This is a genomic window from Streptomyces sp. NPDC012935, assembly GCF_042900345.1.
Classification (GTDB): Bacteria; Actinomycetota; Actinomycetes; order Streptomycetales; family Streptomycetaceae; genus Streptomyces.
On record NZ_JBIBBC010000001.1, the window covers coordinates 973,640 to 992,991 of the forward strand.

Annotated in this window: 15 protein-coding genes; 10 read left to right on the top strand and 5 right to left on the bottom strand. The window is 70.5% G+C overall.

Annotation, left to right across the window (positions count from 1 at the left end):
- Positions 1–34: 34 nt before the first annotated feature.
- The 3 genes from ACFY5C_RS04260 to ACFY5C_RS04270 all read right to left on the bottom strand — a co-directional run bounded on the left by ACFY5C_RS04260 (position 35) and on the right by ACFY5C_RS04270 (position 5,670).
- On the bottom strand, positions 35–2,509 hold the full coding sequence (locus ACFY5C_RS04260; RefSeq protein WP_389440155.1) for a SpoIIE family protein phosphatase: 2,475 nt from the start codon (positions 2,507–2,509) through the stop codon (positions 35–37).
- Between the two features lie 186 nt (positions 2,510–2,695).
- Positions 2,696–5,080, bottom strand: a complete 2,385-nt coding sequence (locus ACFY5C_RS04265) for an MFS transporter (protein WP_389440157.1) — start codon at positions 5,078–5,080, stop codon at positions 2,696–2,698.
- A gap of 146 nt (positions 5,081–5,226) precedes the next feature.
- Positions 5,227–5,670: an SRPBCC family protein gene (locus tag ACFY5C_RS04270; protein ID WP_389440158.1), complete on the bottom strand. Its 444-nt coding sequence runs from the start codon at positions 5,668–5,670 to the stop codon at positions 5,227–5,229.
- Positions 5,671–5,862: 192 nt separating this feature from the next.
- Between ACFY5C_RS04270 and ACFY5C_RS04275 the strand changes: the two genes are divergently transcribed.
- The 4 genes from ACFY5C_RS04275 to ACFY5C_RS04290 all read left to right on the top strand — a co-directional run bounded on the left by ACFY5C_RS04275 (position 5,863) and on the right by ACFY5C_RS04290 (position 9,704).
- Positions 5,863–6,906 (top strand): Rv2578c family radical SAM protein, encoded by a 1,044-nt coding sequence (locus ACFY5C_RS04275; protein ID WP_389440160.1) that lies wholly within the window; start codon positions 5,863–5,865, stop codon positions 6,904–6,906.
- Between the two features lie 147 nt (positions 6,907–7,053).
- Positions 7,054–8,628, top strand: a complete 1,575-nt coding sequence (locus ACFY5C_RS04280; protein WP_389440162.1) for an alpha/beta hydrolase — start codon at positions 7,054–7,056, stop codon at positions 8,626–8,628.
- A gap of 103 nt (positions 8,629–8,731) precedes the next feature.
- Positions 8,732–9,130: a RidA family protein gene (locus ACFY5C_RS04285; RefSeq protein ID WP_389440164.1), complete on the top strand. Its 399-nt coding sequence runs from the start codon at positions 8,732–8,734 to the stop codon at positions 9,128–9,130.
- A gap of 40 nt (positions 9,131–9,170) precedes the next feature.
- Positions 9,171–9,704, top strand: coding sequence for a GNAT family N-acetyltransferase (locus tag ACFY5C_RS04290; protein WP_389440166.1), 534 nt, complete (start codon positions 9,171–9,173; stop codon positions 9,702–9,704).
- 60 nt (positions 9,705–9,764) lie between these two features.
- Here the strand turns inward: ACFY5C_RS04290 and ACFY5C_RS04295 are convergent, their stop codons facing one another.
- Positions 9,765–10,340: an adenylosuccinate lyase gene (locus ACFY5C_RS04295; protein ID WP_328878229.1), complete on the bottom strand. Its 576-nt coding sequence runs from the start codon at positions 10,338–10,340 to the stop codon at positions 9,765–9,767.
- Between the two features lie 402 nt (positions 10,341–10,742).
- On the opposite strand from ACFY5C_RS04295, the gene ACFY5C_RS04300 reads away from it, so the two are divergent.
- The 3 genes from ACFY5C_RS04300 to ACFY5C_RS04310 all read left to right on the top strand — a co-directional run bounded on the left by ACFY5C_RS04300 (position 10,743) and on the right by ACFY5C_RS04310 (position 13,891).
- Positions 10,743–12,548: a 3-hydroxyacyl-CoA dehydrogenase family protein gene (locus tag ACFY5C_RS04300; protein ID WP_389440168.1), complete on the top strand. Its 1,806-nt coding sequence runs from the start codon at positions 10,743–10,745 to the stop codon at positions 12,546–12,548.
- 184 nt (positions 12,549–12,732) lie between these two features.
- Positions 12,733–13,545, top strand: coding sequence for a TetR family transcriptional regulator (locus ACFY5C_RS04305; RefSeq protein WP_389440170.1), 813 nt, complete (start codon positions 12,733–12,735; stop codon positions 13,543–13,545).
- A 127-nt stretch (positions 13,546–13,672) separates the two neighbouring features.
- The gene (locus ACFY5C_RS04310; protein WP_389440172.1) at positions 13,673–13,891 is read left to right on the top strand and encodes a hypothetical protein; all 219 of its coding nucleotides are present in this window, start codon (positions 13,673–13,675) and stop codon (positions 13,889–13,891) included.
- A 296-nt stretch (positions 13,892–14,187) separates the two neighbouring features.
- On the opposite strand, the gene ACFY5C_RS04315 is transcribed toward ACFY5C_RS04310, so the two are convergent.
- Positions 14,188–14,547, bottom strand: coding sequence for a hypothetical protein (locus ACFY5C_RS04315; protein WP_389440174.1), 360 nt, complete (start codon positions 14,545–14,547; stop codon positions 14,188–14,190).
- 445 nt (positions 14,548–14,992) lie between these two features.
- Here ACFY5C_RS04315 and ccrA point away from each other — a divergent pair, with 445 nt between their 5' ends.
- The 3 genes from ccrA to ACFY5C_RS04330 are packed head-to-tail and all read left to right on the top strand — an operon-like array spanning position 14,993 to position 19,352.
- Entirely contained in the window at positions 14,993–16,330 is a 1,338-nt protein-coding gene (ccrA, locus tag ACFY5C_RS04320) for a crotonyl-CoA carboxylase/reductase (protein WP_389440713.1), read from the top strand.
- 17 nt (positions 16,331–16,347) lie between these two features.
- The gene (locus ACFY5C_RS04325; RefSeq protein WP_389440176.1) at positions 16,348–18,396 is read left to right on the top strand and encodes a protein meaA; all 2,049 of its coding nucleotides are present in this window, start codon (positions 16,348–16,350) and stop codon (positions 18,394–18,396) included.
- A complete protein-coding gene (locus ACFY5C_RS04330; RefSeq protein WP_062716550.1) occupies positions 18,393–19,352 on the top strand; it encodes a CoA ester lyase in 960 nt (319 codons plus the stop codon). Before ACFY5C_RS04325 ends, ACFY5C_RS04330 begins: the two co-directional genes overlap by 4 nt.

Here is a 19,352-nt window from a genome sequence, read left to right on the forward strand (position 1 = left end):
GGGCACAAGTCGTACGCCCGTGACGACGTGAGGGTCAGCGTCGCGGGAGCGTGAGTTCGAACCAGACGGCCTTGCCGGCGCTCGTACGGCTCGTGCCCCACTCACGGGCGAGCATGCTCACCACACGCAGCCCGCGCCCGGTCTCGTCGTCCGGGCCGGCGCTGAGCAGGGTCGGCAGATCGTGGTCGTCGTCGCCCACCTCGCACAACAGCGTCTCTCCCCGGACGAGGCGCAGCTCGACGGGACGACGGTGCGAGTGCCGTACGGCGTTGGTGACGAGCTCGCTGACCAGCAGCTCGGCGCTGTCGACGAGACGCGACAGGCCCCAGCCGTGCAGCTGTTCACGGACGACGGCGCGGGCCCGCCCGACCTCCCCCGGGTCGAGGGCGAGCCGCCATTCGGCGACGTCCTCCGGCTCGATGCCGTTGAGGCGGGCCATCAGCAGGGCCACGTCGTCCTTGCGGCCGCCGCGTGTGTTGAGCGCACGGATGATCGTGTCGCAGGCGTCGTCCATGGACGCGGCCGGATGGGCGGCGGACTCGCACAGCGTCGCGAGCCCGACACCGATGTCTTCGCCGCGCACCTCGACCAGTCCGTCGGTGCACATCACGATCCGGTCGCCGGGCTGCACGCGCACGCGTACCGCCTCGAAGGGCACCCCGCCGACTCCGATCGGCGCCCCCGTGGGCAGGTCGAGCAGCTCGCTGTGCCCGTTGTCGGCGCGGACCAGGACGGGCGGGATGTGGCCGGCGTTGGCGATGTGGAGCTCGCCGGCGATCGGGTCGTAGACGCCGTACAGGCAGGTCGCGAGGTAGGTGTCGCCGAGGCGCTGGGCGAGGTCGTCGAGGTTGCGCAGCAGTTGGGCGGGCGGCAGGTCCAGCGCGGCCATCGTCTGCACGGCCGTACGCAACTGGCCCATCATGGCGGCCGAGTTGAGGCCGTGCCCCATGACGTCGCCGACGACCAGGGCGGTGCGGGCGCCGGGCAGTTTCACGGAGTCGAACCAGTCACCGCCGACGCGTCCCAGCAACGTACCCGGCAGATAGCGGGTGGCGATGTCGCAGCCCGCCATGCGTGGCGGGATGTGCGGCAGCATGCTGTCCTGGAGGGTCTCGGCGACGCTCTCCTGGTACGTGTACATACGCGCGTTGTCGAGCACGAGGCCCGCGCGGGCGGCGAGTTCGGCGCCGGTGACCCGGTCCATGTCGTTGAACTCGACGCGCTCGGGGTGGCGCAGCAGGATCATGAAGCCGAGCACCACATCGCGGGCCTTGAGCGGCACGACCAGCATGGAGCGGCCCGTGATGAGCGGCCGGATGTCCCGCTTCTCGAACTGCGAGGCGATGGCGTGCCCCATCTGCTCGCTGATGCGCGGCACGAGCACGGGATCGCCGGTGGTCATGCACTGGAAGAACGGCGTGTGCGCCGGGAACGGCATGGCCTCGCCGACCGGCACGACGTCGTCCCAGCGGCCGGGTTCGTCGGTGTGCTCGAGGGCGACCCGGTGCCACATGGTGGTCGTGTCCGGTACGCCTTCGGGGAACCCCTCGCCGGCGACGACCTGTTCGCGCAGATAGGTGCCGGCGACGTCCGTGAAGCGGGGCACCACGGCCTTGCTGACCTCGACGATGGTTTGTGACAGGTCGAGGGAGGTGCCGATGCGGCCGCTGACCTCGTTGAGGAACTCCAGGCGTTCTCGTACGGCGACGTACTCGAGGTCCTCTGTTTCGTCGGTGTACTCCTGCGGTAACGGCAGGCCCTGAGCGGCGGCCCGAGCGGCCCGCTCGCGGCGCGCCCTGCGCTCGACACGCCGGGGCACGCCCCAGTCGGGGGTGACGGGCACCCGGTCGTTCTGGCTGAACTCCAGTACCGGATAGCCCAGTTCGAGGATCTGGCCGACGATGCGGGCGCTCTCCTCGACGCTCATGCTGGGCAGGATCTCGGGGAGTCTGCGGGCGAGTTCGTCGGCGCCGGGGAAGTCGGTGTGCAGGGCGAATGCGGGGGCGACGCGCTCGTAGCCGGTGTCCACCTCCTCGGCCTCCTGCTGGAGCCGGCCCACGTCGGCGCCCAGCACGAGCAGTCGCTCCGGGCCGGGGCCCACCAGCGGATAGGCCCACCACAGGACGTCGACCCGATCGCTCCCCCACCCTTCGGGCGGGGGGTCCCCCGTCTCGCTTCGCTCGGGCACGGTGAGGCGGGCGCGGCCCGCGGCCGGGTAGTACAGCCGCCCGTCGAGGGACGTCTCAAGATCGTGGCCGAGGCCGTCGTACGCCGAGTAGGCGCCGTAGAGCGAGACGTCGTCGTCCTCGGGCAGCGCGCCGGAGACGGGCAGCAGATCGACGGCCGCGCGTCCGATCGCCTCCTCCTTGGCGGCGCCGAACAGACGGCGTGCGCCGGAGCTCCAGTGCGAGACGAGGCCCTCGCGGTCGACAACGACCACGGCCAGTGGGATCCGTCCGGACGCGGCGTGTTCCGTCACCGCGCCGTCCCTCTCGGTGCCACGGTCCATGGCCCAGGCCCTCTCTCCCCACGGCTCCGCAAGATCTGCGCGCCCACACCACCGTACGGCTCCGGGCCGAGGTGATGTGCGGCAATACGGGAATTGATATGACGGGATCAAGACGGCCCGCACAGGGGCCGGAAGATCCGCCCGCGTCGCGTCCGCGCAGGACAACCCATGTGCGGGTACGCAGGCTCAGTCCTCGTGCCCGAGCTGAAGATCCCGTTCCGTCCGGCCTCCGCCTGCGACCTGGAGCACGGTGGCGACCGGCGGGTAACCGGTGGCGATGACGGTGTACTCGCCGGTCGACAGGTCGACGAACCGGAAGGTCCCGTCGGGGCCCGTGGTGAGCGTGTCCATGACGTTGCCGGCGGCGTCGAGCAGTGTCACGCGCGCGTCCTCGACGGGGCGCCCGCCGCCTGCCCGCACGGTGCCCCGCAGCAGGGCGCCGCCGGCGAGTTCGATGTCCTGGCGGGTCTCGCGGGCCGCCTTGACGGTGACGGGGACGGCGGCCGGGCGGAAGGCGGAGGCGCTCGCGGCGAGGGTGTACTCGCCGGCGACGAGTTCGGTGATGACGTAGCCGCCCTCGCGTCCGCTGCGGGTGGTGGCGACGACCTCGCCCTGCACGTTGGTGAGCGTGACCGTGGCGTCCACGGGCGTGCCGTCCGGTGTGAGCACTCTCCCGGCGAGGCGTCCGGCGCCGCCCAAGACGATGTCCAGGTCGACGGGGCGGTCGCCGACGGTCACGGTGACGGCCTGCGGCTGGTGGCCGCCCGCCGCGGCGATCATGACGTACGACCCCGGGCCCGGTGTCGCCAGCGCGTACCGCCCGTCGCCGCCGCTCGCGCCGCGCCCGACCTGCTGCCCGCCGATGTCGATGAGGGTGAGCGCCGCGCGCGGTACGGCGGTCCCGTCGGGATGCTGCACCAGGCCGCAGACGGGAACTCCGGTGGCGTACTGCGAACGGGCGGGCGGGATCGGGGCGTTCACCGGCGCCGATTCCGTCTCCGGGGCCTGGGCGTTGTGGGACACCAGCGGTTTCTCCTTGAGGAAGAAGGCGATGAGCAGGCCCAGTACGAGCACCGGCACGAGGTAGAGGAAGATCCTCGGCATGGCGTCGGCGTAGGCCTGGATGTAGTCGTCGCGCAGCGCCGGGGGCAGGGTGTGGACGAGCTGCGGGGTGATCGACTCGGGGTCGGGCAGCCCGGCGCCCGCGCGCGTGGGGAGCCGTTCGGCCAGGGCGTCGGCGAGCCGGTCGGCGAAGAGGGTGCCGAAGACGGCGGCGCCGACGCTGCCGCCGATCTGCCGGAAGTAGTTGTTGGCGCTGGTGGCGGTGCCGAGGTCGGCGGGGCGCACGGAGTTCTGCACGGCGAGGATCAGGACCGGCATCACCATGCCGATGCCGGCGCCGAGCACGGCCATCCAGAGGCTGTAGTGCAGCCGGGGCGTGTCGACTTCGAGGCGGGACAGCAGCCACATGCCGACGGCCGAGAGTGCGCCGCCGAGCACGGTGTAGACCTTGTAGCGGCCGGTGAGGCTGATGAGTTGGCCGCACACGATCGAGGCGCCGACGATGCCGCCCATCATCGGCAGCATCAGCAGGCCCGACTCGGTGGCCGTGGCCCCGTCGACCATCTGCAGGTAGGTCGGCAGATAGCTGGCCGCGCCGAACAGGGCGACGCCGATCACCAGGCCTACCAGGCCGGTCACGTTGAAGACGGAGTCCCTGAACAGCCGCAGCGGGATGAGGGGTTCGGCGGCGAAGTGCTCGGCGACGACGAAGAGAACCGCGGCGAGGGCCGCTCCCCCGGCGAGGCCGAGGATGACGCGGGAGTCCCAGGCGTACTCGATGCCGCCCCAACTGGTCAGCAGGACCAGGCAGGTGGAGGCGGCGGCGAGCAGCAGGGAACCGAGGACGTCCAGCCGGGCCCTGGCCTTAGGCTTCGGCAGCTTCAGTACGACGGCCACCACGGCCAGGGTGACGAGGCCGAAGGGCACGTTGATGTAGAAGCACCAGCGCCAGGAGACGTGGTCCGTGAAGTAGCCGCCCAGCAGGGGGCCGGCGACCGAGGCGAGGCCGAACGCGGCGCCGATCAGCCCCATGAAGCGGCCGCGCTCCCTGGCCGGCACGATGTCCGCGATGATCGCCTGGACGCCGATCATGAGGCCGCCCGCGCCGACGCCCTGCACCGCGCGGTAGGCGATGAGCTGGTCCATGGTCTCGGCCCGCCCGGCGAGCGCGGAGCCGACGACGAAGACGACGATCGCGAACTGGAAGACGCCCTTGCGGCCGAGGAGGTCGCCGAGCTTGCCGTAGATCGGCAGTCCGACGGTGGCCGTGAGCAGGTAGGCGGTGATCGCCCAGGACATCTTGTCCAGGCCGTGCAGCTCGCCGACGATCTTCGGCAGCGCGGTCGCGACGATCATCTGCTCCAGCGCGGCCAGCAGCAGCGCGAGCATCAGTGCGAAGAAGACCAACCGCACCCGGCGCGGGCTCAGTCGGTTCTCGGCGCCTTGGGGCGGAGCCTGTGGAGGGGGTGCGGTGACGGTTTCGTCCTGCACCAGAGTCGTGCCGCCCACGTACCGCTCCCCTCGCCGTACCTGCTCACATTTCCCGCATTAGGCGACAACTACGAGCAAGCACGGCGAGTTACGGCGCAGTCCCGGACACGACGGAGATCCACTCGATCCGGTGAGGGGGCCAAGGGCCCCCGGACACCTGGGACTTACTTCTCGACCTCGGTGGCGAGCTTGACGAGCAGCTCGTCGTAGATCCTGCCGAGGCCCTTGGGTGCGAACGTCTTCTCGAAGAAGCCGCCGATGCCGCCTGCGCCCTGCCAGGTGGTGGTGACGACCACGAGGGACTTGCCCTCACCGGCCGGGGTGACCCGCCAGGTGGTGACCATGGAGGAGTTGCGGTCCTTCTCGACGAGCTCGCCGTCGGTGGGCTCGCTGACCTCCAGGAGGCAGTCGCGCACACGCTTGCTGGTGGCCTGGAGCTTCCAGTGGACGAGGGTGCCCTCGCCGTCGCCGCCCTCGCGCACCTCGTACTCGCTGAAGTGCCCGGGCAGCAGCTTCTGCCGCGTGCCGCTGTAGTCGGCGAGGGCGTCGAACACCTTCTCCGCGTCCGCCGCGACGACCCGCTCCGTAGTGGCCTCGACCTGCGCCATTGACTTCCTCCAGGACCTGAATTCTCGGGGGTTGGAGCAAGCCAACCACCCCGCTGCCGGACCGCCCAAATCGGGGTCCCGATCAGCTCTCCGAAGCGATCGCACGCTGATCGAAAACGAAGCCCGGAGATAGGTCGCACGATCAAGGGAACATGTGTTCTATTCTGGGGGCAGTGCTACCGAGGAGGCCTCATGCGCTGGGAGAACCTCACCCTGGAGTCCGACCACAGCCGTGCCGACTCCGCGCTGTTCGGCGCGGACGCGGTGGTCACCCGCACCTTCGACACGCCCGAGTTCGCCGGGATCACCTTCCATGAGATCCGGGCCCGCTCGATCCTCAACCGGGTGCCGGGCGCCTCGCGCATGCCCTTCGAGTGGACGGTCAACCCCTATCGGGGCTGCTCGCACGCGTGCGTGTACTGCTTCGCCCGCAAGACCCACAGCTATCTGGACCTGGACACGGGCCTGGGCTTCGACTCCCAGATCGTGGTCAAGGTGAACGCGCCGGAGCTGCTGCGCCGCCAGCTCGGCTCGCGCCGCTGGCAGGGCGATCACATAGCGATGGGCACGAACGTCGACTGCTACCAGCGGGCCGAAGGGCGCTACCGCCTGATGCCGGGGATCCTCGCCGCCCTGCGCGACCACGCCAACCCCTACTCGATCCTCACCAAGGGCACGCTGATCCTGCGCGACCTGGAGCTGCTCAAGCAGTCCGCCGAGGTGACGGACGTCGGGGTCTCCGTCTCCGTCGGCTTCACCGACCCCGAGCTGTGGCGCACCGTGGAGCCGGGCACACCCGCTCCGGAACGCCGCCTGGACGTCGTACGGACGCTGACCGAGCACGGGCTCGGGTGCGGGGTGCTGATGGCGCCGGTGATTCCGTTCCTCAGCGATCACCCGGCCCAACTGCGGGCCACCGTGCGGGCGATCGCCGCCTCCGGTGCCACCTCGGTCACGCCCCTGGTGCTGCATCTGCGGCCCGGGGCACGCGAGTGGTTCATGGCCTGGCTCGGCCGGGAGCACCCGTATCTGGTGCGCCGGTACGAGCGGCTGTACGCGGACGGCGCCTACGCGCCGAAGTGGTACCAGCGCCGGATCACCCGTCAGGTGCACGACCTCGCGCAGGAATACGGGATAGGCCCCACGCGCGCGGGGATGCCCGTGCGGCTCCGCGAGCCGGAGCCGGCCCCGGCCGAGCACACGCCGTCCGAACCGACCCAGCTCTCGCTGATCTGAGTGCCCTGGCGGGGCATTGGAGCGCATCTCTCGGCCCAATAGGGTCAAGTCTTGCGAGAACCAGTTCTTCCAGGCGCCCGTTCCGGGATGAATGCGGCCGGGATCGTGGCCTTCGCGGTCCCGCACCCTCCGTCCTGGGAGGACCCCATGGGAAGACGCGCAGCCGTGCTGTGCGGCGCCGCCGTCGTCATGGCCGCAACCGTGACGGCCGTCCCCGCCGGAGCGAGCGCCACGAACACCGCGGACACGTTCAAGTCCGCACCCCTGACCTGGAAGAAGTGCGCCACCACGAAGTACCCGACGCTGCAGTGCGCGTCCCTCGACGTGCCGCTCGACCACACCGAACCGCACGGCCGGCAGATCACCCTCGCGCTGTCCCGCGTCCCGCACACGGCGAAGAGGTATCAGGGCCCGCTGCTGGTCAACCCCGGCGGCCCCGGCGGCAGCGGTCTCACGCTCGCCGGATTCGTCGCCTCCGCACTGCCCAAGGCGGTGGCGGCACAGTACGACGTCATCGGCTTCGACCCGCGCGGCGTCGGCAGGAGCAAGCCCGCTGTCAACTGCAAGCCCGGCCACTTCGCCCCGGTGCGCCCGAACTCCGTACCGAACACGCCGTGGATCGAGCGGGCCAACCTGCTGCGCGCCAAGTCCTTCGCGCGGGCCTGTGGCAAGAAGTACGCGGACGTGCTGCCGCACCTCAACACCGTCAGCGCCGTGCGCGACATGGACCGGATCCGCGCGGCGCTCGGGGCGCAGCAGATCAACTACTTCGGTTACTCGTACGGCACCTATCTCGGCGCTGTCTACGCCAAGCTCTTCCCGCAGCGGGTGCGGCGCGCGGCCCTCGACTCGGTCGTCGACCCCACCGGCGTCTGGTACGACGCCAACCTCGCGCAGGACGTCGCCTTCAACGACCGGCACCGCGCGTTCCTGGCGTGGGTCGCCAAGTACGACCGGACATACGGGCTCGGCACCGATCCGTCGCGGGTCGAGGCTGCGTGGTACCGGATGCGGGCGGCCCTGGCCAGGACGCCGGCCGGCGAGAAGGTGGGCGCCGCCGAGCTGGAGGACACCTTCCTGCCCGGCGGTTATTACAACGGCTACTGGCCCTACCTCGCCGAGGCGTTCGCCTCGTATGTGAACGACAAGAACGCCGACCCGTTGGTCGAGGCGTACGAGAAGTTCGGCGCCGCCAACGCTTCCGACGAGAACAGCTACAGCATCTATGCCTCCGTGCAGTGCCGGGACGCCGCCTGGTCCCGCGACTGGCAGCAGTGGCGCACGGACAACTGGTCCGTGCACGCGAAGGCACCGTTCATGACCTGGAACAACGCCTGGTACAACGCGCCGTGCGCGTTCTGGCCGCAGGACCCGCTCCCGTCGGTGAGCATCACCAACGGCAAGGTGCCACCGGTGCTGCTGTTCCAGTCGACCGACGACGCGGCCACCCCGTACCAGGGCGCCGTCACGGTGCACCGGCAGCTGGCCCGCTCCAGCCTGGTGGTCGAGAGGGGCGGTGGGAACCACGCCGTCACGCTGGGCGGGAACTCCTGCCTGGACAGGCACCTCGCGGCCTACCTCGCCGACGGAACGGTGCCGCGCGGCGCGGGTGAGGTCGACGCGGTGTGCGAGGCGCGGCCCGACCCGAAGCCGCTGAGCTCCAAGGTGGCGTCGGCGGCGCGGGGCGCCGAACTGCACCGGCTGGTCGGCTTCCGCCACTGAGCGCTGGAGCGCCGGTCACCGGTCACTGGTCACCGGTCACCGGTCACCGATCGCCTGACGGCCCGTCGGGGGCGTTGTCAGACCCATGGTCCACCATGGACGAATGAGTGAGCTGACCAGGATTCCCGCCCCCGACGGAGTCGCCCCCGCCACCCAGTACACGCATGTCGTGCTCGGCACCGGCCGCTTCGTCGCCGTCTCCGGCCAGCTCGCCCTCGACGAGGACGGCAAGCTGGTCGGCGAGGGCGACCCCGCGGCCCAGGCCCGCCAGGTCTTCGAGAACCTGAAGCGCTGCCTCACCGCGGCCGGCGCGACCTTCGACGACGTCGTCAAGCTCACCTACTTCGTCACGGACATGGCCCACATGCCCGCCCTCCGCACCGCCCGCGCCGAGCACATACCGGACGAGCGCCTGCCGGCCGCGTCTGCGGTGCAGGTCGCCGGGCTGGTGCGACCGGAGTTCCTGATGGAGGTCGAGGCGTTCGCGGTGCTGCCGGGTTAACCGGGGGCGGGGCCGGGTGGAGAGTGGCTACGGTGCCGCCATGGAAGACGACGGCATACGGATCCGCCCCATGACCCTGGCCGACTGCGACCGCGTCGCCGAGATCCGCATCGGCGGCTGGCAGACCGCCTACCAGGGCCTGATCCCGCAGTCGTACCTGGACGCCCTGGATGTGGCCCAGGACGCCGGACGCCGCCGCGCCTACTTCTCGCAGTCCGGCGCCGGCGTGGTCGACCTGGTCGCCGAGCGGGGCGGCCGGATCGCCGGCTGGGCCTGCCACGGCCCGTACCGTGACGGCGAAGTGCGCACCGACGACGCCGAGTTGTACGCCATCTACGTGGACCCCGGGCAGTACGGCACCGGCATCGGGCGCTCCCTGCTCCAGGAGTCGGTACGCCGGTGTACGGCCGCCGGACATGCCCGCATGCTCCTGTGGGTCCTCAAGGACAACGCCCACGCCCGGCGCTTCTATGAACGGTGCGGCTTCCGCGCGGACGGGGCCGAGGAACCCTTCGAGGTGGACGGCGTCGAGGTGCCCGAGGTGCGGTATGCGCGGGCGCTGGGGTCCGGCTGACAGGAGCGCCCCTATTGCACGCTGCCGTCCGTTCTTGCGCCCTGCCGCCCGCCGGCCGCCTCACCGCTGGTGAGGAATACGTGCGAGCGCCCGTACCGCCGCCTCCGCGAGGGTCGGGTGGGCCAGGGCCTCGTTGAGGATGCGTCTGGCCCGGGTGTCGCCGAGGGTGCCGAGGCCGTCCACACAGGCCAGGGCCACGCGGCGGTACGGGTCGTGCGGGCGCAGGCGTCGCTCCAGGGTGGTGATCAGGGCGGGCACGGCCTCGGGGGCGCGCAGTTCGACCAGGAGCCGGACCGGGTGCAGGGCGTAGGCGACGCGCAGTTCGTTGGTGGCGAGGGCGGCGGCCGCGCGGGCGGTGCGCGGGTCGCCGAGGCGGGCGAGGGCGTGCGCGGCGGAGGCGCAGCGCTGCGGATCGCGGTGGTTGAGAAGCAGGACGAGGGACTCGAAGGCCCGCCGGTCCCCGGCGATGCCCAGCCGGAACGCGGCCAACTCCCTGGCCCACAGCGGCTGCCCCGGCGCGGTGAGCACGTCTGCCAGTTCACCCAGGTCCTCGGTCGTCACGAGGCGGTCGTACGCGGCCGACGCGCCGGACTCCTGCCGTAAGCGCTCCGTGAGTGATCGCAACTCTTCGTCCATGGAGGCGAGCGTATGCAAGCGGCCCGCTTCTCGGGACCTACATCACAAAGACGGGGGCTGGCGTGCTCGTTACCCACCGGTTAAGCTCATACGAGCGAGTCACCCACTCGCAGATTTGCTTGCAGCGGCCTGGTGACGCAGCCGCAGCGAGTGCAGGTCGGTTCGGTACTTCGAGTACCTCAATACGACTCGGCTCCGGGACAGGGCCGGTCGGATCCTCCGTTCCCCGGGGCGTGTGCACGCCCCTGGGCGACGGCACCGGGCGTGTGCGCCAGAAGCCCGGCAACACCCGCACTCACTTCTCTCCGCACCCGGTGCGCTCTCGGTTCGGCCCCGATGGGGCCGGGCTCCGGCGCACCCGGGCGCGCTCCCAGTCGTCACCCTCATTCCTGGAGTCCCGCGATGGCCACTCCCCTGTCCGACACCCCTCTGTCCCCGCTGAAGACCGTTGCCGTCGTCGGCCTCGGCACCATGGGCACCGGCATCGCCGAGGTCCTCGCCAAGGCCGGCCGCGACGTCATCGGCATCGACATCAGCGAGGCCGCGACCGCCAAGGCCGTCGCCGCCCTGGAGTCCTCGACCGCCCGCGCCGTGGAGCGGGGCAAGCTCACGAAGGACGAGCGCGCGGACGCTCTCGCCCGTGTCCGCACCTCCACCGACCTGCGCGCCGCGGCCGACGCCGACCTGGTCATCGAGGTGGCGCCGGAGTCGTACGAGATCAAGCAGCAGATCTTCCGCGAGCTGGACGGAATCGTGCGTCCCGAGACGATTCTGGCGACGGGCACCAACGCCCTCTCGGTCACGCGGCTGGCCGCCGACTCGGCCCGCCCGGAGCGGCTTCTCGGTCTGCACTTCTTCAACCCGGCGCCGGCGATGCGGCTGGTCGAGGTCGTCTCCTCGGTGCTGACCGCGCCGACCGCCGTCTCCGCGGTCACCAACCTCGCCCTGGACCTCGGCAAGGAGCCCGTCGCGGTGGGCGACCGGCCCGGATTCGTCGCCGACGGGCTGCTGTTCGGCTACCTCAACCAGGCGGCCGCGATGTACGAGGCGAAGTACGCCTCCCGCGAGGACATCGACGCCGCGATGCGGCTGGGCTGCGGACTGCCGATGGGCCCGCTGGCACTGCTCGACCTGATCGGCATCGACACCGCGCGCAAGGTCCTGGAGGCCATGTACGCCGAGTCCCGCGACCGGCTGCACGCCCCCGCGCCGATCCTCAAGCAGCTCAGCGAGGCGGGCCTGACGGGCCGTAAGTCGGGCCGCGGCTTCTACACGTACGAGGCGCCGGGCAGCGCCACCGTCGTGCGGGACGCGCTGACCCCGCTGGACGGCGCCGCCCTCACGCCGGGACGCGAGGTCCGCTCCGTCGGTGTCGCGGGCTCCGGCACCATGGCGTCCGGCATCGCGGAGGTCTTCGCCAAGGCCGGGTACGACGTCGTGCTCGCCGCCCGCAGCGAGGAGAAGGCGCAGACCGCGAAGGCCCGTATCGGCAAGTCCCTTTCTCGGTCTGTCGACAAGGGACGGATGACCGCCGAGGCCGCCGCGCAGACCCTGGACCGGATCACCGCGGCGGGTTCGTACGACGCGTTCGCGGACGTCGATCTGGCCGTCGAGGCCGTCGCCGAGGACCTGGAGATCAAGCGGCAGCTGTTCGCGACGCTGGACAAGGTCTGCAAGCCGGGCGCGGTGCTGGCCACCACCACCTCGTCGCTGCCCGTCGTCGCCTGTGCCCGCGCCACCTCGCGTCCGCAGGACGTGATCGGCATGCACTTCTTCAATCCGGCGCCGGCCATGAAGCTGGTCGAGGTCGTCCGCACGGTGCTGACGTCCGACGACGTCCACGCGACGGTCCGTGAGGTCTGCGGCAGGATCAGGAAGCACGCCGTGGACTGCGGCGACCGGGCCGGATTCATCGTCAACGCGCTGCTGTTCCCGTACCTGAACAACGCGATCAAGATGGTGCAGGAGCACTACGCGACGCTCGACGACATCGACGCGGCTATGAAGCTGGGCGGCGGCTACCCGATGGGGCCGTTCGAACTGCTGGACGTCGTCGGGCTCGACGTGTCCCTCGCGATCGAGAAGGTCCTGCACCGCGAGTTCCGCGACCCGGGCCTGGCTCCGGCGCCGCTGCTGGAGCACCTGGTGGCCGCGGGCTGCCTCGGCCGCAAGACGGGCCGTGGCTTCCGCGAATATGCCCGGCGCTGAGCGGCCCGGGGACTGGTTCGGAGCGGGTCAGGAGTGGGGCGGGCTGCTGGACCCCGGCGGCTCTCCCCCGGCCACCCGGCGCGGCTCGGCCCCGCCCGACGGGCCCTGCGCTCCCCCGCCCGCCGAGGGCGGGGGAAACCCCGTACATGCGCATCAAGCTGCGCACATGCAGTACGTTCGGGTCATGCCCCAGCCCGCCAAGTCCTCACGTACACCAGTCACGCCCGACGCGCCGGAAAGTGCCGCAGGCAGTCGCGCGGCCGCCCAGCGGCTCAAGATGCGCCGCGAACTGGCTGCCGCGGCCATGGAGCTGTTCGCGACCAAGGGGTACGAGGCAACCACCGTCGACGAGATCGCGGCGCAGGCCGGGGTCGCCCGCCGCACGTTCTTCCGCCACTTCCGCTCCAAGGAAGAGGCGATCTTCCCCGACCACGACGACACGCTGATCCGCGCGGAGGCTGTGCTCAACGCGGCGCCCGCGCACGAGCACCCGCTCGACACCGTGTGCCGGGGCATCAAGGAAGTCATGAAGATGTACGCGGCTCGCCCGGAGATCTCGGTGGCCCGCTACAAGCTCACGCGCGAGGTGCCCACCCTGCGTGAGGCGGAGATCGCGTCGGTGGCCCGCTACGAGCGCCTGTTCACCCGCTATCTCCTCGGCCACTTCGACGAGCACGCACACGACGACGACGCCAACGACGACCCGCTGCTGGCGGAGGTCGCCGCGTCCGCCGTGGTCACCGCGCACAACCACGTCCTGCGGCGCTGGCTGCGCGCCGGCGCACAGGGCGACGTGGAGGCACAGCTCGACCACGCCTTCGCGATCGTGCGGCGGACGTTCGGGACGGGGATCGGGGCGGGCCGGGAGACCGCGCCGCGTACGGTGCCGGCCTCCGTGGCCAGTCAGGGCGAGGTGCTCGTGACCGTGGCACGGACCGACGCGCCGCTCGACGAGGTGATGCGGACCATCGAACAGGCGCTGAAGGAGCGGGCCTAGAGCGTCGCGGGCTCCGGGCGCCTCCTGGTGAGGTCCTCCACGGGAACCAATTCACCGACCCGTCCGTCCTCCATGGCGAAGCACGATCTTGATGGTGCTTGACGGTGTGCGACGGAAGAGGGTTGCCATGCAGACGAACGACCCGAACAGGCTCCAGGCCACGCTGGCCGACGGGCGGCGCATGACCCTGTCCCTCCCCGCGACGGACGCGAAGTGGGCCGCCGACGGCATCAAGGGCCTGCGCGCCGTCCCGCCCACGCACACGGGCCGCGGCGAGGAGCCGCCCGCCCTCCCCGAGGAGCCGGCGCTCCCTCTGCAGGTGGCCCTGCTCGGTCTGGGCGCGTAGCGCCTGTCCGGCGGATCGGGTCGGCCCTGAGCGACGGCGGCTCGGGGCGGGCGTGCCAGGCCTCACGACGGCGGCATGATCCGCCAGACAGGCCCCTGTCCCCGGCGCCGGACCGACGGGCCCGGGGCGCGCACCTCGCACCGCCTCCCGTGAGCAGCCCCACCACCAGCCGTCCCATCGGCGGGGGCCGCCATGTTGTGGCCGGTGCGAGCGGGATCCGGGGGCGACCCGGTACCGGGCCGATCAGGGGCAGGCCGTCAGGGGGCATCGGGTGCGGCCCCACTTCTCAGTGGCCATCACGTCCGGAGGGCAAGATCCCGAGTTGTACGGACGACGCAATCCGCGGCCCCCCGCATCGCCGTCACCCGCGCGCCCTCGACCAGCTCGGCCCCGTCGCGCCCGGCCACGAACTGCCCAGGGTCCACGGCCCGTTGACGCTCCACCGGGAGCCCGGCCTCCTGGTACGACGGGTACGCGGACAGGATGCCCGCTCCCCGACCCGCCGTCGTGCCGAGCGGTGCGACGAGGAGCCGGGCCGAGGCATCGCCGGCCCGCACGACTCGTACCGGGACGCCGTGCCGGCACTGCGTGCCGGGCCACGGCTGGAGCCGCGGGGCCGTGGGCACGTCCGGACCGCCGAGCGCCTCGCCGTCCACCGCAACACCCTCCTGCACCACTGATGGCCGATGCGTAGAGGACCGGACGACGGAGAACGAGCCGACGACTGGTGACCGATAGCGCCCGATTAACACCTACTCGTCGGTAGCTTTGATCGATCATCGCTCATTTGTTACGTAAAGATTTCATCTGAGAGCAAGTTCTGGCACCCAGTGCCTTGCCGGATGACACGCCGTGCCATACGTTGAAAGAGTCCGGGCGGCCGGCGTGCAGAGACCTTTCGTACGTCGGCTGTCCCCGCAAGCTCCTCCCGGGGCCTGCGCGCCCGGGCGCCTGCGTCACAGGCAACCTCCCGCGCCACAAAGCGCTGCCGAACAGCACAACAGCCGAACCGACGGCAACCACCAAAACCCTCAGCAGCACCGACGTAACCCTCAGCACCCCTCCCTCAGGGTGCGTATCGCCGGAGGCAACACCGTGACCGTGAAGGACATCCTCGACGCGATCCAGTCGCCGGACTCCACGCCCGCCGACTTCGCCGCCATGCCGCTCCCCGACTCGTACCGCGCGATCACCGTGCACAAGGACGAGACGGAGATGTTCGCGGGCCTGGAGACCCGTGACAAGGACCCGCGCAAGTCGATCCACCTCGACGACGTGGCGCTGCCCGAGCTCGGCCCGGGTGAGGCCCTGGTGGCCGTCATGGCCTCCTCGGTCAACTACAACTCGGTGTGGACGTCGATCTTCGAGCCGCTGTCGACCTTCGGGTTCCTGGAGCGCTACGGCCGGCTCTCCGAGCTGACCAAGCGCCACGACCTGCCGTACCACATCATCGGTTCCGACCTCGCGGGCGTCGTCCTGCGCACCGGCCCGGGCGTCAACTCCTGGAAGCCCGGTGACGAGGTCGTCGCGCACTGTCTGTCCGTCGAGCTGGAGTCCAGCGACGGCCACAACGACACGATGCTCGACCCCGAGCAGCGCATCTGGGGCTTCGAGACGAACTTCGGCGGCCTCGCCGAGATCGCGCTGGTCAAGTCCAACCAGCTCATGCCCAAGCCGGGCCACCTGAGCTGGGAGGAGGCCGCCGCTCCGGGCCTGGTCAACTCCACCGCGTACCGCCAGCTGGTCTCCCGCAACGGCGCCGGTATGAAGCAGGGCGACAACGTCCTGATCTGGGGCGCGAGCGGCGGACTCGGCTCCTACGCCACGCAGTTCGCGCTGGCCGGTGGCGCCAACCCGATCTGCGTCGTCTCCAGCGAGCAGAAGGCGGACATCTGCCGCTCGATGGGCGCCGAGGCGATCATCGACCGCAGCGCCGAGGGCTACAAGTTCTGGAAGGACGAGCAGACCCAGGACCCGAAGGAGTGGAAGCGCTTCGGCAAGCGCATCCGCGAATTCACCGGCGGCGAGGACATCGACATCGTCTTCGAGCACCCCGGCCGCGAGACCTTCGGCGCGTCCGTCTACGTCACCCGCAAGGGCGGCACCATCACCACCTGCGCCTCCACCTCGGGCTACATGCACGAGTACGACAACCGCTACCTGTGGATGTCCCTGAAGCGGATCATCGGCTCGCACTTCGCCAACTACCGCGAGGCCTGGGAGGCCAACCGGCTCATCGCGAAGGGCAAGATCCACCCGACGCTGTCGAAGGTGTACTCCCTGGAGGACACCGGCCAGGCGGCCTACGACGTGCACCGCAACCTCCACCAGGGCAAGGTCGGCGTCCTGTGCCTGGCCCCCGAGGAGGGCCTCGGCGTGCGCGACGAGGAGATGCGCGCCAAGCACATCGACGCCATCAACCGCTTCCGCAACATCTGAGACACCCGAGGTCATAGATGACTGAGCGTCAGCCCGCCGAAGGCAAGCGGGAGAAGGACCGGCCGTGGCTCATGCGCACGTACGCCGGTCACTCCACGGCCGAGGCGTCCAACGAGTTGTACCGGCGCAACCTCGCCAAGGGCCAGACCGGTCTGTCGGTCGCGTTCGACCTGCCGACGCAGACCGGCTACGACTCCGACCACATCCTCGCCCGCGGCGAGGTCGGCCGGGTCGGTGTACCGGTGGCCCATCTCGGTGACATGCGCCGGCTGTTCCAGGACATCCCCCTGGAGCAGATGAACACCTCGATGACGATCAACGCCACCGCCATGTGGCTGCTGGCGCTCTACCAGGTCGTCGCCGAGGAGCAGGGCGCGGACATCACCAAGCTCCAGGGCACGACCCAGAACGACATCGTCAAGGAGTACCTGTCGCGGGGGACCCATGTCTTCCCGCCGGGGCCCTCACTCCGGCTGACGACGGACATGATCACGTACACGGTCTCCCACATCCCGAAGTGGAACCCGATCAACATCTGCAGCTACCACCTGCAGGAGGCGGGCGCCACGCCGGTCCAGGAGATCGCGTACGCGATGTCCACCGCGATAGCGGTTCTCGATGCCGTACGCGATTCAGGGCAGGTCCCCGCCGAGAAGTTCGGGGACGTCGTGGCCCGTATCTCCTTCTTCGTGAACGCGGGCGTCCGCTTCATCGAGGAGATGTGCAAGATGCGGGCGTTCGGGCGGATCTGGGACCAGGTCACGCGCGAGCGCTACGGCATCGAGAACCCCAAGCAGCGCCGCTTCCGGTACGGCGTCCAGGTCAACTCCCTCGGTCTGACCGAGGCGCAGCCGGAGAACAACGTCCAGCGGATCGTCCTGGAGATGCTGGCCGTGACCCTCTCGAAGGACGCACGCGCGCGTGCCGTGCAGCTGCCCGCCTGGAACGAGGCGCTGGGTCTGCCCCGGCCCTGGGACCAGCAGTGGTCGCTGCGCATCCAGCAGGTGCTGGCGCACGAGAGCGATCTGCTGGAGTACGAGGACATCTTCGAGGGCTCGCACGTCATCGAGGCGAAGGTGAGCAAGCTCGTCGAGGAGTCCCTCGCGGAGATCGAGCGGATCCAGGAGATGGGCGGCGCGATGGCCGCCGTCGAGTCCGGCTACCTCAAGTCGCAGCTGGTCTCCTCGCACGCCGAGCGCCGGGCCCGGATCGAGTCCGGGCAGGAGAAGATCATCGGCGTCAACATCTTCGAGACGACCGAGCCGAACCCGCTGACGGCCGACCTGGACACCGCGATCCAGACGGTCGACCCGGCGGTCGAGGCCCGGGTCATCGCGGGTCTCGAGCACTGGCGCGACACCCGCTACCAGCCGCCCTTCAACCACCCGCGTCCGTGCAAGGCGCTGGACCGGCTGAAGGAGGCCGCCAAGGGCACCGCCAACCTCATGGAGGCCACCCTGGAGTGCGCCCGCGCCGGTGTCACGACCGGCGAGTGGGCCGGGGCCCTGCGCGAGGTGTTCGGGGAGTTCCGGGCGCCGACGGGCGTGTCGTCGGCGCCGGTTGCCGTCCCCGCGGAGGAGGGCTCGGCCATGGCCGACGTCCGCCGCAGGGTCGACCTGACGGCGAAGGACCTGGGCGTCGGCAAGCTGCGGTTCCTGGTCGGCAAGCCGGGCCTGGACGGGCACTCCAACGGCGCCGAGCAGATCGCCGTGCGGGCGCGTGACGCCGGCTTCGAGGTGGTCTACCAGGGCATCCGTCTGACGCCCGAACAGATCGTGGACGCGGCCCTCGCGGAGGACGTGCACGCGGTCGGCCTGTCCATCCTGTCCGGCTCGCACGCCCAGCTCGTGCCCGACGTGCTGGAGCGCCTCCGTGTGGCCGGTGCCACAGAGATACCTGTCATCGCCGGTGGGATCATCCCCAATGGCGACGCCGAGCAGCTGAGGGCCGCGGGTGTGGCCGCCGTCTTCACCCCGAAGGACTTCGACATCACCGGAATCATCGGCCGCATCGTCGAGGAGATCCGGAAAGCGAACAAGCTCGACCCCCTGGAGGTCCCCGCATGACCGTCAACCGTCTGCGTCCCCGCCGCTCCTGTCTCGCGGTGCCGGGAAGCAACCCGCGCTTCCTGGAGAAGGCGCAGGGCCTCCCGGCGGACCAGGTCTTCCTCGACCTGGAGGACGCGTGCGCCCCGCTCGCCAAGCCCGAGGCGCGCCACACCATCGTCAAGTTCCTCAACGAGGGCGACTGGACGGGCAAGACGAGGGTCGTGCGCGTCAACGACTGGACGACCGAGTGGACGTACCGCGATGTCGTCACCGTCGTCGAGGGCGCCGGCCAGAACCTCGACTGCATCATGCTGCCCAAGGTGCAGACCGCCCAGCAGGTCGTCGCGCTGGACCTGCTGCTGACCCAGATCGAGAAGACGATGGGCTTCGAGGTCGGCAAGATCGGCATCGAGGCGCAGATCGAGAACGCCCAGGGCCTGAACAACGTCAACGAGATCGCGACGGCGTCCCAGCGCGTCGAGACCATCATCTTCGGCCCGGCCGACTTCATGGCGTCCATCAACATGAAGTCGCTGGTCGTGGGCGAGCAGCCGCCCGGCTACCCGGCGGACGCCTACCACTACATCCTGATGAAGATCCTGATGGCCGCCCGCGCCAACAACCTCCAGGCGATCGACGGCCCCTACCTCCAGATCCGCAACATCGACGGCTACCGCGAGGTCGCCCAGCGCGCCGCGGCCCTCGGCTTCGACGGCAAGTGGGTGCTGCACCCGGGCCAGGTCGAGGCGTCCAACGAGATCTTCTCGCCCTCGCAGGAGGACTACGACCACGCCGAGCTGATCCTGGACGCGTACGACTACTACACGTCCGAGGCGGGCGGCAAGAAGGGCTCCGCGATGCTCGGCGACGAGATGATCGACGAGGCCAGCCGCAAGATGGCGCTGGTCATCTCCGGCAAGGGCCGCGCGGCCGGCATGCAGCGCACCAGCAAGTTCGAGATCCCGGAGGCCTGA

What these genes read in the sequence shown, in the direction of transcription:
- ACFY5C_RS04330 (WP_062716550.1), top strand. Translation starts at nt 18,393, where the DNA reads ATGACCGTCAACCGTCTGCGTCCCCGCCGCTCCTGTCTCGCGGTGCCG.
- ACFY5C_RS04260 (WP_389440155.1), bottom strand. Translation starts at nt 2,509, where the DNA reads ATGGACCGTGGCACCGAGAGGGACGGCGCGGTGACGGAACACGCCGCG.
- ACFY5C_RS04280 (WP_389440162.1), top strand. Translation starts at nt 7,054, where the DNA reads ATGGGAAGACGCGCAGCCGTGCTGTGCGGCGCCGCCGTCGTCATGGCC.
- ACFY5C_RS04275 (WP_389440160.1), top strand. Translation starts at nt 5,863, where the DNA reads ATGCGCTGGGAGAACCTCACCCTGGAGTCCGACCACAGCCGTGCCGAC.
- ACFY5C_RS04325 (WP_389440176.1), top strand. Translation starts at nt 16,348, where the DNA reads ATGACTGAGCGTCAGCCCGCCGAAGGCAAGCGGGAGAAGGACCGGCCG.
- ACFY5C_RS04305 (WP_389440170.1), top strand. Translation starts at nt 12,733, where the DNA reads ATGCCCCAGCCCGCCAAGTCCTCACGTACACCAGTCACGCCCGACGCG.
- ACFY5C_RS04270 (WP_389440158.1), bottom strand. Translation starts at nt 5,670, where the DNA reads ATGGCGCAGGTCGAGGCCACTACGGAGCGGGTCGTCGCGGCGGACGCG.
- ACFY5C_RS04285 (WP_389440164.1), top strand. Translation starts at nt 8,732, where the DNA reads ATGAGTGAGCTGACCAGGATTCCCGCCCCCGACGGAGTCGCCCCCGCC.
- ACFY5C_RS04290 (WP_389440166.1), top strand. Translation starts at nt 9,171, where the DNA reads ATGGAAGACGACGGCATACGGATCCGCCCCATGACCCTGGCCGACTGC.
- ACFY5C_RS04295 (WP_328878229.1), bottom strand. Translation starts at nt 10,340, where the DNA reads ATGGACGAAGAGTTGCGATCACTCACGGAGCGCTTACGGCAGGAGTCC.
- ACFY5C_RS04300 (WP_389440168.1), top strand. Translation starts at nt 10,743, where the DNA reads ATGGCCACTCCCCTGTCCGACACCCCTCTGTCCCCGCTGAAGACCGTT.
- ACFY5C_RS04310 (WP_389440172.1), top strand. Translation starts at nt 13,673, where the DNA reads ATGCAGACGAACGACCCGAACAGGCTCCAGGCCACGCTGGCCGACGGG.